Raw genomic sequence first — 14,497 nt, forward strand, 5'->3', positions numbered from 1 at the left:
CGTCCACACGGATCGGTCCGCCGCCAGGCAGCTCAGAGGGCCATGGTCAGTCCGAGTTTCCGTAGCGCCGATCTCGCGGCGTTGTGCCCGCACATGCCGTGCACGCCCGCCCCCGGCGGCGTCGCCGCCGAGCAGAGATAGACGCCGGGGATTCCCGTGGCGTACGGATCGGGGGTCAGGCGCGGGCGAAACGCGAGAGAGGCGGGGGAGTTGGCGCCGTTGAGGATGTCCCCGCCGACGTAGTTGGGGTTGTACGCCTCGAGCGCGGCCGGGGAGCGGGCGGTCAGGCCGATGACGCGGTCGCGCAGTCCGGGGGCGTACTGCTCGATGCGCTCCAGGACGGTGGCCGTCGCGTCCCCGTCGTAGCCGTGCGGGACGTGTGCGTACGCCCAGACGGGGTGGACGTCGCCGGCCGAGCGCCCGGGGTCGGCGAGGTACTGCTGGGCGACCAGTACGAAGGGACGCCGGGGCATCCGCCCGCGGGAGACCGCCTGTTCGGCCTCCGCGATCTCCTCCGCGGTTCCGCCGAGGTGAACGGTGCCCGCCGTGCGGCACACCTCGGCACGCCAGGGAACGCCTCCCTCCACTGCCAGGTCGACCTTGTACGCGGCGGGCCCGTGCCGGTAGCGGGTGTACGCGCGCCGGACGCGGGCGGGAAGACGCGGACCGCACACCCTCGCCGCCTCGCGGGGAGCCAGGTCGAGCAGGACCGTGCGGGCGGGGGGAAGGTCCCGCAGGGAACGCACGGGGGTGCCCGTTTCGATGGTGCCGCCGAGTTCGAGGAGACGGGCGGCGAGCGCATGGGCGATGGCCCCCGAACCCCCGCGGGCGACGGGCCAGCCATGACGGTGCGCGGCGGCGGTGAGCATGAGTCCGATGGCGGAGCTGCCCGGGCCGGTGAGCGGGCTCAGCGCATGGGCGGCGACCCCCGCGAACAGGGCCCGGGCCGCTTGCCCGTGCCATCGGCGCAGGGTCCACTGCGCCGGTTGGGCCGCCAGCAGCCCGAACGCGCCCGTGCGGACGGGGTGGCGGGGCAGCGCCGCCAAGGGGCGCATGAGGTCTTCGCTCAGGGCGTCGTAGTGCGCGGTCAGGGGCGCGAACAGCCGACGCCAAGCCGGGCCGTCGGCGCCGAGGCCGCGTGCGGTCGCGTCCAGGTCGCGCTGGAGTACGGCGGCCCGACCGCCGTCGAGGGGGTGGGCGAGGTCGGTCTCGGCGTACTCCCAGCGCAGTCCGTGGCGGTCCAGGCCGAGGGTGCGCAGGTAAGGCGATGCGACGGCCATGGGATGCACCGCGGCGCAGTGGTCGTGGAGCAGGCCGGGCACGGTGACCTCGCCGCTGCGGGTGCCGCCGCCGATGGTGGCCGCGGCCTCCAGGACGGTCACGGAGAGGCCCGCCTGGGCGAGCGTGACGGCACCGGCGAGGCCGTTGGGCCCCGCTCCCACGACGAAGGCGTCGACGGTCACTTCAGCGTGCCCTTGGTGTGCTGGAACCAGCGCAGGTAGCCGGTGTCGGGGGAGCCGAGACCGGTGGCGTCGTCGTAGCCGCGGCGGGCCTGGAGTCCGAAGTCGTGGCCGAGGGTGTAGAGGAGATAGCGCTGTGCGCCCGTGGAGGTGTCGACGGCGGGGCCCTCGTCGCGTACCACGGTGAGAGGTTGCGCGCCGGCGTTCGCGGGCCGGTCGGTGACGTCGTGGAAGACGTGGGCGCGGGACCGGGCAAGGGCGTACAGGAGCGGGTTGGCGAAGCCGAGCCGGTGTCCGGAGGCCTGTTGCGCGTCGGCCTGCACGGCGGCGAAGGCGGGCGCGGCCGCGGACGTGCCGCCGAATCCGACGAGGTGGTAGGCCCCGGCGTCCGTGAGTCCGACGAGGACGGGCAGTGCCCCGTCGCCTTCGAGCGCCACGTCGGGCGTCGTGCGGTGTGCGGTGCCGCCGGGGACGCTGCCGCGCTGGTACCAGGGCTGCGGGAAGTCGCTCGCACCCCCTCCGCCGCCGAAGGCGAAGACGCCGGGGACGGGCCCCCATGCCTTGCCCTTGTCGGTGAGAACGGACAGCCCGTCACCCATGCTGGTCTCCCAGGCGTAGTCGCCGTGCGGGTCGAGGGCGAGGGTGGTGCCGCCGACCGAGGTGACCCACGGGGAGCCGCTGGGGAAGTCGGCCTGGGCCCGGGTGGTCTTCGGATCGCAGTTGACGCCGGTCTGGGCGGCCTCGGGCGAGGAGTCGCCGCAGTCCCCCGCGGCGAAGTAGACGCCGATGCCCTCGGCGGCGGCCTGCTCGAACAGCAGGTTCCAGGCGGCTATGAGGGTGGGGGTGAGGTGCCCGGGACTGGAGTGGATGATCTCGGCCCAGGAGTTGGAGATGACGTCCGCCCGGCGGCCGTCGATGATGTACGACTCGGCGTCCATCAGGTCGTTGTCGAGGCAGGAGTTCGCACCGACGTAGAGGACGTTCGCGTCCGGGGCGAGGCCGTGGGCGAGGTCGATGTCGAGAGCCTGTTCGCCGGCCCAGGTACGCGGGGACGCGCACGCGTCGTCGATGTGCCAGTCGCCGGGAGTGACGTGCCGGCGGTACTGGCCCGGCCGGAAGGCGTGATCGCCGGTGGCCCGGGCGTAGCGGTCGGCGTCGGTGAGCATGTCGGGTGATCCGTAGGCGTCCACGACGGCGATGGTGGAGCCGCGCCCGGTGGCACCCTTGGCGCCCGCGCCGTAGGCGTGGCGGAGCTGGGCGGGGGTGTAGGGGCACGGCGCGTACGTGGCGGTCCTGCCGTACGCCTTGGGCAGACCTGTGGCGGGCTTCTCCCCGAAGTGACCGGAGCAGACCGCGTCGTCGGCGGGTACGTCGAGAGCCGGCGCGGGGGTCGACAGGGGGTGGGCCGCTGCGGGGGTGGACAGGCCGGACACGCCGAGCACGGTGGCGCCGAGGGAGGCGGGCACACTCAGGTCGCCGGCGGGGGCGTCGCTCGTGCCGCGGCCGGTGCGATAGCCGTGCAGGCTCGTGCCGAAGGCCTGCCGGACGGCGCGGGCGGGCCCTTCGATCCCCAGGTAGTGGGAGGTTCGGCCGGTGACGGTGAATCCGGACCCGCCCAGCCATGCCGTGAGGGTCCGGATCTGACGGTCCGTCGGGCCGAAGTGCCGTTGGTATTCCGCCGGGGTGAGGTAGTGCCGGTAGTGCGGGCTGCGGGGGTCGCTGATGTCGCGCAGGAACGCCGCGAGCCCTTGCGGGTCACGGGAGTTGAGGTAGAGACGCGCGCTGACGTGACGACCGGCGGGGACGGGGCCGGTGTCGGCGGTCCGCGTCGCGTATGCGGGCCGGGATCCCACGAGAGGGTGCCGGTCGGCCGCGTGGGCGGCGGGAAGGGAGCCGGCGGTGCCGAGCAGCGCGGCGCAGGCAGCCGCGACGACGGAGCCGCGCAGGCGACGCAGCGGGCGTATGGGGGCATGGAGAGGCACGGGATGCAGACCTTTTGGTGTGGGGGCGCCGGACGGCGCGCAGAGCAGAACGAGGGGGCGCGGCACGGACGTCTGGCCGTACCGGCCCGGTGGCTGCTGAACTGAACGGGATGCCGACAGGGCCTAGGTGCGGACCGTCCGGCCCCGGTACAGCGGGCCCGAGACTCCCTGGAACTCCAGGTCGAGGCCGAGGCCGTCGCGCTCGGCGTGGAGGTGCAGGTGCGGCTCGCTGCTGTTGCCGGAGTTCCCGACCTCGCCGAGCACCTGCCCGACGCGCACGGGGTCGCCGGTGCTCACGGTCACGGTGCCGGGGCGCAGATGGGCGAGCTTGACGATCTCGGCGCCCGTGTCGATCCACACGTGGTTGCCGTACAGGGGTTGGTAGCGGACGGCGCCGGGTTCTTGGTCGTCGATGTGATCGGCGGCGGAGACGACCGTACCGTCGCAGGGCGCGTGCACGGGCTGCCCGTAGATGAGGTAGCGCTCGTTCTTGCCGTGCGTGCCCTGGGTGCGGGCGCGGCGACGCCCGCGCGTCCCGCCCGGGCCGGCCTGGACCACGTCCAGGGCGCCGCGTTGCTCGGGGACGACGAAGTGATGGTTGAGGCTGCGTCCGCCTCCTTGCCCCACGTACCAACTGCCGCCCTGCAAGGGGAAGACGAGGGGCTGGGAGACGGCCGTCCCCCAGCGGTGACGCCGTGCCCGCATCAGGAGTACGCCGAGGACGGCGACCAGTGCGGCCCCCACGACCAGTTCGGGGGCACCGCCCGACGTGGGCAGCCCGGGCAGTCGCCAGGCGGAGGCGAGGGCGACGAGCGCCCCGGCCTCCAGCGGTCGGCGTATCCACCACGGAAACAGGGCGGGGGCACGCCAGCCCTCCACGACCAGGTATCCGGCCGCGACGATCAGCAGGCGACCGCACCAGGCGATCCGGGAGGGGGCCTCCCAGCAGGCGTCGATGCGCACGACGAACAGCAGCACCAGCACGGTCCAGGCCAGAGCCGGGCGCACCCAGTCGGTGCGCAGGCGTGCCGGGCGGTGTGCGCCGGGGGCGATCAGGAGCCCGTCCAGCTCATGGCCGTCCCTGGTGGCGGCGTAGGCGAGGGCCCGCCCCCGGGTGCCTTCGATCACCAGTCCGTCGCGGCTGTCGCGTACGCCGGTGACCTCGCCGACCCGTCCGAGCGTGGTGTCCACGATCTCGTCGAGCCGCTCCCGTCCCACGGCGGCGACCACGCGCGGTGCCAGGCGTTCCCGGTCGGCGGGCCCGGCGGTGAGGAACCGGTACAGGGCGTCCGGCGCGGCGTTCGCCGCTTCGTCGGTCGTGTCACGCATCGGCCGCACCGTCCTGTCCCGCCGTCATGGCCACCGGGGTCATGCCGCGCGCGGGCAGCGGTGACCAACTCCCGCCCAGTACACGTTCCTTGACGGACCGGAAGCGCCGCGCGAGTGACCGGTAGTCCTCGTCGCGCAGGCAGGTGCAGTCCGCGCCGATCATCAGTAGCCCGAAGCACACCAGGCCCATGCAGGCGATGATGCCCAGGTGCATGCCCTCCAGGGCCACCGTGTTGGCCTTCCGGATCCACGGGCGAGCGGACAGGATCGCGAAGGGCAGCGCCAGCTCGATGAAGATCGTGAAGTAGCAGAGGGCGGTACCCACGAAGGCGTTGTTCATCAGGTGCGCGTACGTGGCCGACATCTCGAAGCCGGTGATCCGGCTGATGTAGTACATCGCCACGCCGTCCTGCCACACCTTCCCGGTGATCTTCCAGTAGCCGGCGGTGAAGTACAGCACCGCGGTCTGGAAGACGATGAGAAAGGCGGCGAGGTTGTGCAGCACGGTGGAGGTCGTCGGCCGTTCGTCCGCGCGCATCCGCGCGCGCCGCCGCTTGGCGCCGGGCGCGAAGTAGGCGTTGGAGACGGTGAAGACCATGAACAGGATGAGGATCTGGGCGAGGTTGTCGCCGCCTTCGAGCACATCCTGGTTCCGGTTGTGCAGCGACCACATCATCAGGGCCTGCGCGAGGGTGAGTGCCCGCCCGCCGAAGATCATGAACGCCAGGGCGACCACGATCACCGCGTGATAGGCGATCTCGAACCAGAGCGTGGAATGGCTCCACAGGAAGATCGAGAAGCCCCAGCGCGGCAGCTCGGCCTTCGCCGTGGAGATCGAGTTGTAGGAGTCCGGCCCCCACAGGAAGCGCCGCCGTGAGTAGTCGGACAGGCAGTACAGCAGGGTGGCGAAGCCGATGACGACGCGGAGCGCCGCGACTCCGATGAGCCGGTGCTTCCTGCTCGCGAGGCGCAGCAGCGCGGCGTCCAGCCGCGCCGTGCCGGCCTGCCATCCCCTGCCCATCAGGGCGAACACGCCGGTCACTGCTCCACCCCCGTTACGTAGCCCATCCATGACGTCGCCAGCAGTCCCTTCTCGTGCTCCTTCGGCTTGGGTTCCGCGTACCGCGCCGAGAACGGCACGATGGGACGGTTCTTGAAGATCGCCTGTACGGAGATGATCTCCGCGTCCGGGTAGAGCGCCTTCGCCTGTACGGAGAAGAACCGCTGCATCTCCTCGAAGTCCGGCTTGAACTGGTCGTCGAGACGCTTGCGGGCGTCCTCCCGTTCCGTTGCCGGAAGTTTCTGGATCTTGTTCGCGATACCCGCGTACCGGTTGGCCACGGCGTCGAACGCGAGAAGCACGCCGGGGAGTTTCGTCGGGTTCACCCGGAATTCGCGCGGAGATCGGTCGATGGCCTGCTCGATCTCGACGGGGCTCGACTCCACGGTCTTGCCCGAGCCGGGGAGCGTCATCCGGGCGCGCAGGTACACGAAGTCGTTGTTGCTGCCGGGGGTGGGTCCGAAGAGCTGCCAGTCCTGCCAGAAGTACGGCTCCATGAAGGCCATGACGGGGCCCTTGACACGGTCCTTCGCCGGGGAGTCGGGGGCGTTGTACACCAGGCAGCACAAGCAGTACACCGCCACGGCCACGAGGGCGGCCAGCGCGCTGACCCGTACCTTCGCCGGGAGCGCCCCGCCCGCTGTCCGGGGTGCGCCCTCCGATGCGCGCGAGCGCGCGAGAACTCTCATCGCTGTCCACATCCAGGTGGGGCCGACGTCCAGGTCGGTCATGTCGGAAAAAAGGGATGGATTCACGCGACGCTGTGTGCCGGGGCGGGGCGCCCCGCCCCGGCACCGGGGGGCGATGCGGTGTCGGTGGACACCCGACACCGCATGTCACTTCGCACCGCTGGTCATGCGGTGGCTCACGTCATCCGGCACCGATCGTCGGTCGATGCCGCATGCCACGCGGCTCCGCCGGCCGGGCGGTGCCGTGGCTTCCCCCTGCGCCGAGGGTCAGTCGGCGCCACAGGTCACGCGGCGCCGGTGGTCGGCCGACGCCAGTGGGTCCTTAGCTGCCGCACGTCGTGCGGCGGTGTGTAACACCTGACGCAACCAGGTCAGTTGGCGTCGTAGGCGGTGTCGCCCGGTATCACTCCGTGCAGCGACTTGCCGCTGAGAGCGGGACCGCCGCTGGAGGACGACGAGGACTCGCTGGACGACGAGGAGTCGCTGGACTTCGGGAGCTTGGTCGTGAACTTCGCGACCTGCTCCGTCGCCTTGACGACCGTCGCCGCGGCGACGCTCTGGGCGATCGCGTGCCAGAACTGCGGCTGCGCACCCTTGCTGAGGACCTGGGCGGTGGTGACCGAGTGCTGGGCGGCGGCCTTGTGCTGCGGCAGGGAGGCAGCCGACGCGCTGGAAGTGGTGAGACCCGCGGTGCCGACCGCGGCGAGAGCCGCGATCACCGCACCGGCGACGGCACGCTTGCCGTTCATGGTGATTCCCTTCGAGTGGTGGAAATTTCAGCTGGGTGCGCGAATCGATTCGCAGACAAGTGCGCACTTTTCTCCATGGCTCATCGCGGCATGCAAAGGCCTTGAGTAACCGGGGAGTGAGTTCATGCTAGCCACGACTCGGCGCGACACTCAACGAAATATATGACCGTGAAGCGGAGTTAAGTCCTCCAACCTCAGATAAAGCTCAATTGGCCTCAGGTGAAGCTCAAATCGAGAGGGTTTATTGCCACCCGTACTCTCCGCGAGGCTTCAAGGTAATGGCCGTGCTGCGGAATCTTTACTCTGTGATGGGTTCTTCGGGAGGAAACTAAACCCGCGCTAACGCAGCCCTCAATGGACTGGCAGGACAAGGAAATAAGGCCTGCTCGGCCTCTATGGTTTGGAGCGTGAAAGAGCGTTATAGGAACGGACGGCCATGGGTTCCGACAGCGGCGGGGCACATCTGCCGGCTGATCGGTGTCCTGGACCTGGTGAGTGCCCTCTTCCCGGGCTTCCGGCACTCCCGGGTGCACAGCTGGCTCGGTGACCTTCCCGGCGGGGTGAGCACGCTGGCGGCGGTGGGCCAACTGACGAGCGGACTGCTGCTGGTCCTGCTGGCCCACGCGCTGCGCCGCCGCAAGCGTCGCGCCTGGCGCGCGGTGGTGGTGCTGCTTCCGACGAGCGCGGCACTCCATCTGCTGCACCGCCATGAGCTGCCCCAGGCGCTCATCGCGCTGGTCCTGCTGGGGCTGATCCTGGTCCACCGGCGCGAGTTCTACGCCAAGGCCGACCCGCGCACCCGCCTGAGAGCACTTGCCAGCTTCCTCGGCCTGGGCGGGCTCAGCGTCCTGCTCGGCCTGCTCGTCGTCAGCGTCCACCCGTCGAGCGAGCACCGGTCGTACACCTTCCCGCAACGGCTGGAGCACGTGCTGTACGGGCTGTTCGGCGTCGAGGGGCCGGTCAGGTACACCTCCGTCCGGGTCGCCGATCTGGTGGGCTACTCGCTGGGCGCACTGGGCCTGTTGACCGCGCTGACCAGCGCTTGGCTGGCACTGCGCCCGGAGACGCCGGAACCGGAACTGACCGCCGAGGACGAGTCGCGTGTGCGGGCGCTGCTCGACCGCTACGGCGCCCGCGACTCCCTGGGCTATTTCGCATTGCGGCGCGACAAGAGCGTGGTGTTCTCCCCCTCGGGCAAGGCGGCGATCGCCTACCGGGTGGTCTCGGGCGTCATGCTGGCCTCGGGCGACCCGCTCGGAGACGTCGAGGCCTGGCCCGGTGCGATCAACGCCTTCATGACCGAGGCCCGCGAGCACGCGTGGGTGCCCGCCGTGGTGGGCTGCAGTGAGACCGGCGGGGAGATCTGGGCCCGGGAGACCGGGCTGGACGCGCTGGAGCTGGGCGACGAGGCGGTGGTCGACACGGCCGACTTCTCGCTGTCCGGACGGGCCATGCGCAACGTCCGGCAGATGGTGAAGCGGATCGAGCGGGGCGGCTACGTCTGCCGGGTCCGCCGGGTCGCCGAACTGAACGAGACGGAGCGGCAACGGATCGGTGACGCCGCCGCACGCTGGCGGGGAACCACCGTGGAGCGCGGATTCTCCACCGCGCTGGGCCGGTTCGGCGATCCCGCGGACGAGGAGTGCGTCGTCGTCACCGCCCACAAGGCCCCCGATGAGGCGGCGGAGGAGGACCCGGCCGGCGACGACCTGAAGGCGATACTGCACTTCGTGCCCTGGGGGCCTGAGGACATCTCCCTGGACCTGATGAGACGCGACCGCTCCGCCGACCCCGGCCTCAACGAGCTGCTGATCGTCGCGGCCTTGCAGGCGGCGCAGCAGATGGGCGTGCGTCGCGTGTCACTGAACTTCGCGATGTTCCGCTCGGCCCTGGCCAGGGGCGAGCGACTCGGCGCAGGACCGGTGCTGCGCGTGTGGCGCGGACTGCTGGTCTTCTCCTCGCGCTGGTTCCAGATCGAGTCGCTCTACAAGTTCAACGCCAAATTCCAGCCGCGCTGGGAGCCGCGGTTCCTGGTGTATCCGCGGGCACGCGATCTGCCCAGGATCGGGCTCGCCGTCATGCGGGCGGAGGCGTTCATCACCCTCGAACTGCCCCGGGCCGCACGCGCCAGGCGAACCACCACCCTCACGCCCGCCGAGGACGTCCGGCCCGCGGTCTGAGGCGGCGGAACGGACGTCCCCGGGTCGGGCGTGTGAACCTCTACGAGACCAGCGGAAGGGCTGCCTTGTCCTCGAGCCAGGAGGCCCGGGAGAGAACGGCCCGCTGCACCTGCCGGAGCCGCAGGCTCGGTTCCATGCCGAGCCCTTCGACGAGCTTGTTCCGGAGGGTGTTGTAGACGCCGAGTGCATCGGCGGTGCGGCCACTGCGGTAGAGAGCCACCATCAGATAGAGATAGAGGTTCTCCCACAACGGCTGGTCCGCGACCAGACCGTAGGCCTCACTGATCACCCAGGCGTTCCGGCCGAGCCGCAGTTCGGTTTCCACCCACAGCTCGTGCGCGGAATTCCGCTTCTCGTCCAGCTGGTGGCCCAGATCGTCCAGCATGGGCAGGCCGCGGACGTCGGCGAGGGCAGGCCCGCGCCACAGCGCGATGGCGGAGGCCAGCAGCTCCGAGGCCTCCGCCGTCCGGCCGATGGCGTTCAGCTGGTGGGCCCTTGTCACATCGGACTCGAAACGGCGCAGGTCCAGTTCGTGCCGCCGGCCCAGGTCGAGGACGTAACCGGGAGCCCGCGTGGCAAGGACGGCCGGGTCCGCGCCCAGTGCCAACAGGTGCTTGCGCAGCCGGGATACGTAGACCTGCAGAGCGGTGGCCGCGGTGCGTGGCGGGTTGTCCGCCCAGAGGAGGTCGGTCAATTGCCGGGTGGAGACGACTCGCTCGGCGTTCAGGCACAGCAGCGCCAGCAGCGCCCGCTGTTTGAGGGCGCCGGGACCCTGTGTGACGGAGCCGTCGGCCGCCGTGATCTCCAGCGGCCCGAGTATGTGGAAGTCCATTTCTATCCCCCGTGGGCGTGTTTTCCATGACGGCAGGTTGGTCAATCCCGCCGAAGGATGATCTTCGGTGGCGCGCCGGACGCCAGGCAAGTTCGAGGTCTCCCTTTTACCGAGAATTGGCTGGACTCTCACCGCGACTTGAGCCCCGGGGCGACCGGGCCGATCGGATGTGACGTACGCCATCGTTGTGGAATATGTACTGCGGGACGCATGAAATGCGGCTGGTCCGGCGTATGGGGGAGTTTAGCGGTGCGGTCTAGTCTCTGAAATGTCTGCACAACGTGATTTACGGGGGAAAGAGTTGGACGGCACACGTCTGCCAATTTCGGCTGCCCAGCATGAGATCTGGTTGGCCGAGCAGTTGAACCCGAGAGGGCAGCAGTCTCGCATCGGTGAATACCTGGAGATCCGCGGACCGATCGACGCGGAGAAGTTCGAAGCCGCACTCCGGCGGACCATCGCCGAGGCCGAACCCTTTCAGACACGTTTCGGCGAATGCGAAGGCGTGCCCTGGCAGATCGCCGACCTGGCCGATGACTGGGTCTTCCCCGTTCTCGACGTCAGCACCGAGGACGATCCCATGGCGGCGGCCGAGGCCTGGATGCGCGCCGACCTGGCCCGTCGGCTGCCGCTGTCGACCGGTCCCCTCTTCTCGTACGCCCTGTTCCGACTCGGACCCGAACACTTCGTCTGGTACCTGAGTGCTCATCACATCCTGGCCGACGGGCACAGCGGCGCACTGGTCTCCCTCAGGGTCGCCGAGCTCTACAGTGCCGCCGTCGCAGGCCGCGACCCGGCGCCGGCACCGTACGGCAGCCTGCGCACGCTTCTGGAGAACGAGCGCCGGTACCGGGAATCGGACGCGTGCGCGGCCGACCAGGCCCACTGGGGCGACCGGTTCGCCGAGGCGCTGAGGCCGACCCGGCTGGCCGGCACCCCGTCCGGCACCCCGGACCACAACCTGACCGAGACGGGCCGGCTCTCCGCCGCCGAGACCACCCGGCTCCGTACCGCGGCGCGGCAGGCGCGCACGCACTGGTCGGTGCTGCTGATCGCCGCCACCGTCGCCTACCTGCACAAGACGACAGGGGAGCGGCACGTGGTCCTCACCCTGCCGGTGGCGGCCCGGCCGGACGCCGAACTCCGCACGGTGCCGGTCATGCTCTCCAACACCCTTCCGCTGCATGTGGAGGTGCGCCCCGAAGAGTCCGTGCTCGACCTGATACGCAAGGTCTCCGGGGAGTTCCGCCGACTGCTCCGGCACCAGCGCCACCGGGGGGAGTCGCTCTCCCGGTCATTCGGACTGCGCCCGCAGGAGAGCTTCCTGACGGGTCCTCAGGTCAACATCATGTCCTTCGACTACGACCTGGAATTCGCCGGGCACCGGGCCGAGGCGCACAACCTCACCCAGGGACCGGTCGACGACCTCTCCGTCACGGCCTACGACCGCTCCGACGGCTCCGGACTGCGGATCGACCTGGTCGGCAATCCCGAGTTGTACCGGCCCGAGGGACTGGCCGCCCACCACCGCCGTTTCCTGGCACTGCTCAGGGCGTTCACCGCGCCAAAGGCCCAGGAGCGAGCGGTCGGTCTGATCGACCTGGCCACCGAGGAGGAGCGCGCCGAACTGCTCGCCGAGTCCCGCGCCAACCGCCTCAAGCACCACGAGACCACGCTGCCCGAACTGTTCGCCGCCCAGACGGCACGCACCCCCACGGCGACAGCCGTGCTGGACTGCGACGGACGGGCCGTGACCTACCGCGACCTCGACCTCGCGTCGAACCGCCTCGCCCGGCTGCTGATCGCCGAAGGCGCCGGCCCGGACCGGATCGTGGCCCTGGCGGCGTCCCGGTCGGCCGACATGGTCGTCGCCCTGCTGGCCATCCTGAAGGCCGGAGCCGGGTACCTCCCCGTCGACCCGGAGTACCCGGTGGAGCGGATCGCCTTCATGCTGCGGGACTCCGCGCCCGCGCTGCTGCTCACCACCACACGGGTTCTCGCCGGCCTGCCCGAGACCGGCGTCCGTACCCTCGTGGTCGACGGGTCCGAGACCGCCGAGGCACTACGACACCGGTCCGGTGCCGCGGTGGACGACCGGGACCGGCTCGGCCGGCTGGAGCCGTGGCACACCGCGTACGTCATCTACACCTCGGGCACCACCGGGACTCCCAAGGGCGTGGTGATGCCCACCGGCTCCCTGGTCAACCTGCTCAGGTGGCACAACGACGACCTTCCGCGGGTTCCCGACTCCAGGACGGCCCAGTTCACCGCACTCAGCTTCGACGTGTCGGTGCAGGAGATCACCTCGGCGCTGCTCTTCGGCAAGACCCTGGTCATTCCGGACGACGACGTCCGACGCGACCCGGACCGCCTGGCCACGTGGCTGGACGAGCAGCGGATCAACGAACTCTTCGCACCCCACCTGGTGATCGAGGCGGTCTGCGAGGCCGCGGTCGCACAGGACCGGGACCTTCCCGCGCTGCGGGTGCTCGCCCAGGGCGGCGAGGCCCTCGTACCCAGCCGCGCCGTCCGGGAGTTCTGCCGCCGGGTGCCGAACCGGCGACTGCACAACCACTACGGTCCTTCCGAGACCCATCTGGTCACCGCCTACACCCTGCCGGCCGACACCGCCGACTGGCCCTCCCCCGTGCCGATCGGCCGGCCGATCCCCAACGTGTCGGGGCACGTCCTGGACGGTGGACTGCGTCTGGCGCCGCCGGGTGTTCCGGGCGAGCTCTACCTGGCCGGTGAGGCACTCGCCCACGGCTACCTCAATCGTCCGGCCCTGACGGCCGAACGCTTCGTGGCCGACCCCTTCGGCGAGCCCGGGAGCCGGATGTACCGCACGGGCGACCTGGTCCGCCGCCTGCCCGACGGCGATCTGGAGTACCTGGGCCGTACCGACCACCAGGTCAAGATCAGGGGTGTCCGGATCGAACCGGCGGAGGTCAGGGACGCCGTCGCCGGCTGTCCGGGCGTCACCCAGGCCGAGGTCGTCGTCCGTGACGACCCCTCGGGAGCCGCTTGTCTGATCGCCTATGTGGTGACGCAGGGCGGGGGAGCACCGGCTCCGGCGGCCGTCCGCGAGCATGTGGCGGAGCGGCTGCCCAGGCACATGGTGCCGGCCGCCGTGGTCGTGCTCGACGCGTTCCCGCTGACCCCCAACGGCAAGCTCGACCGCCGGGCCCTGCCCCGACCCGACTTCACCGCGGCCACCCCCACCCGTGCCCCGCGCACCACGCGGGAGAAGGCCCTGGCGGGGCACTTCGCCGAGGTGCTGGGAGTGGCCCGGGTCGGCGTGGAGGACGACTTCTTCCAGCTCGGCGGCCACTCGATGCTGGCGGCCCGGCTGCTCGCCCGGATCCGGGCCGACTTCCGGGTGGATCTGAGCGTCCGGGACCTGTTCGAGGCCCCGACGGTGGCGGCACTGGACCGCCGGATGACCGCCGCGGCTGCCGACGAGGGGCCCCTGGCACCGCTGCTGCCGCTGCGCCGTCGGGGCGGCCGTCCGCCGCTGTTCTGCTTCCCTCCCGCTGCCGGCATCAGCTGGTCCTACCAGGGCCTGCTCCGCCATCTAGGGCCCGACCAGCCGGTGTACGGCCTGCAGGCGCGCGGGCTCACGGACTCCGGCCGGATGCCCGGCAGCGTCCAGGAGATGGCCTCCGACTACCTGGAGCAGATCCGGGCCGTGCAGCCCAACGGGCCCTACCACCTGCTCGGCTGGTCCTTCGGCGGGCTGGTGGCGCATGCCGCGGCGACCGCCCTGGAGATGGCGGGCGAACGGGTGGAGCTGCTGGCCGTGCTGGACTCCTACCCCTGCCCGAGCACCGTGGGACCGGTGCCCGAGATCGATGAACGCGCCTTCGTCAGGCTTGTGTTCGGCGGCACCGAGCAGCTGCCGGACGAGGTGCCGGCCAGGTGTCTGCACGAGGTCTTCCTGCACGACCTGCGTCTGATGACCTCGTTCACACCCGGCCGCTTCCGGGGTGATCTGCTCTTCTTCGCCGCCGCGCTGTCCGACCCGGCCGACCCCTATGAGGCCGGCCGCACCTCCCCGCAGGCCTGGCGGGCGTACGTGGACGGCGAGATCCGCACGCATGACGTGACGGTGACCCATCACCGCATGACCACGCCCGAAGCCCTCGCGCAACTGGGGCCCGTACTCGCCGATCACCTGCACAGAGCGGCCCTCGGCCGCGACTCCGTGGGGAGCTGA

General features: G+C 70.8%; 9 protein-coding genes. 2 read left to right on the forward strand and 7 right to left on the reverse strand.

What is annotated here, in order from left to right; translation table 11 throughout:
• Positions 1–32: 32 nt before the first annotated feature.
• The 6 genes from ACFZDJ_RS10075 to ACFZDJ_RS10100 form a co-directional block, all read right to left on the reverse strand.
• Positions 33–1,463 carry an NAD(P)-binding protein gene (locus ACFZDJ_RS10075; RefSeq protein ID WP_391057584.1) on the reverse strand — a complete coding sequence of 477 codons (1,431 nt, stop codon included), beginning with the start codon at positions 1,461–1,463 and terminating at the stop codon, positions 33–35.
• On the reverse strand, positions 1,460–3,442 hold the full coding sequence (locus ACFZDJ_RS10080) for a protease pro-enzyme activation domain-containing protein (RefSeq protein WP_391057586.1): 1,983 nt from the start codon (positions 3,440–3,442) through the stop codon (positions 1,460–1,462). Before ACFZDJ_RS10080 ends, ACFZDJ_RS10075 begins: the two co-directional genes overlap by 4 nt.
• A gap of 123 nt (positions 3,443–3,565) precedes the next feature.
• The gene (locus ACFZDJ_RS10085) at positions 3,566–4,771 is read right to left on the reverse strand and encodes a peptidoglycan DD-metalloendopeptidase family protein (protein WP_390934205.1); all 1,206 of its coding nucleotides are present in this window, start codon (positions 4,769–4,771) and stop codon (positions 3,566–3,568) included.
• Positions 4,764–5,813 carry a hypothetical protein gene (locus tag ACFZDJ_RS10090; RefSeq protein WP_384917493.1) on the reverse strand — a complete coding sequence of 350 codons (1,050 nt, stop codon included), beginning with the start codon at positions 5,811–5,813 and terminating at the stop codon, positions 4,764–4,766. Before ACFZDJ_RS10090 ends, ACFZDJ_RS10085 begins: the two co-directional genes overlap by 8 nt.
• Entirely contained in the window at positions 5,810–6,562 is a 753-nt protein-coding gene (locus ACFZDJ_RS10095) for a DUF5819 family protein (protein ID WP_390934208.1), read from the reverse strand. The genes ACFZDJ_RS10090 and ACFZDJ_RS10095 overlap by 4 nt, the downstream gene beginning before the upstream one ends.
• Positions 6,563–6,891: 329 nt before the next feature.
• A complete protein-coding gene (locus tag ACFZDJ_RS10100; RefSeq protein WP_168509889.1) occupies positions 6,892–7,269 on the reverse strand; it encodes a hypothetical protein in 378 nt (125 codons plus the stop codon).
• A gap of 395 nt (positions 7,270–7,664) precedes the next feature.
• Between ACFZDJ_RS10100 and ACFZDJ_RS10105 the strand changes: the two genes are divergently transcribed.
• Entirely contained in the window at positions 7,665–9,449 is a 1,785-nt protein-coding gene (locus ACFZDJ_RS10105) for a phosphatidylglycerol lysyltransferase domain-containing protein (RefSeq protein ID WP_391057589.1), read from the forward strand.
• A gap of 40 nt (positions 9,450–9,489) precedes the next feature.
• Here the strand turns inward: ACFZDJ_RS10105 and ACFZDJ_RS10110 are convergent, their stop codons facing one another.
• Positions 9,490–10,281, reverse strand: a complete 792-nt coding sequence (locus ACFZDJ_RS10110; RefSeq protein ID WP_390934210.1) for a BTAD domain-containing putative transcriptional regulator — start codon at positions 10,279–10,281, stop codon at positions 9,490–9,492.
• A 268-nt stretch (positions 10,282–10,549) separates the two neighbouring features.
• Here ACFZDJ_RS10110 and ACFZDJ_RS10115 point away from each other — a divergent pair, with 268 nt between their 5' ends.
• Positions 10,550–14,497, forward strand: a complete 3,948-nt coding sequence (locus tag ACFZDJ_RS10115) for an amino acid adenylation domain-containing protein (protein ID WP_391057592.1) — start codon at positions 10,550–10,552, stop codon at positions 14,495–14,497.

Source organism: Streptomyces sp. NPDC007896 (assembly GCF_042959425.1).
GTDB lineage: Bacteria > Actinomycetota > Actinomycetes > Streptomycetales > Streptomycetaceae > Streptomyces.

Excerpts from the sequence above, each read along its gene's own strand:
- ACFZDJ_RS10085 (WP_390934205.1), bottom strand. The coding sequence starts at position 4,771 with ATGCGTGACACGACCGACGAAGCGGCGAACGCCGCGCCGGACGCCCTG.
- ACFZDJ_RS10095 (WP_390934208.1), bottom strand. The coding sequence starts at position 6,562 with ATGACCGACCTGGACGTCGGCCCCACCTGGATGTGGACAGCGATGAGA.
- ACFZDJ_RS10100 (WP_168509889.1), bottom strand. The coding sequence starts at position 7,269 with ATGAACGGCAAGCGTGCCGTCGCCGGTGCGGTGATCGCGGCTCTCGCC.
- ACFZDJ_RS10105 (WP_391057589.1), top strand. The coding sequence starts at position 7,665 with ATGGTTTGGAGCGTGAAAGAGCGTTATAGGAACGGACGGCCATGGGTT.
- ACFZDJ_RS10110 (WP_390934210.1), bottom strand. The coding sequence starts at position 10,281 with ATGGACTTCCACATACTCGGGCCGCTGGAGATCACGGCGGCCGACGGC.
- ACFZDJ_RS10115 (WP_391057592.1), top strand. The coding sequence starts at position 10,550 with ATGTCTGCACAACGTGATTTACGGGGGAAAGAGTTGGACGGCACACGT.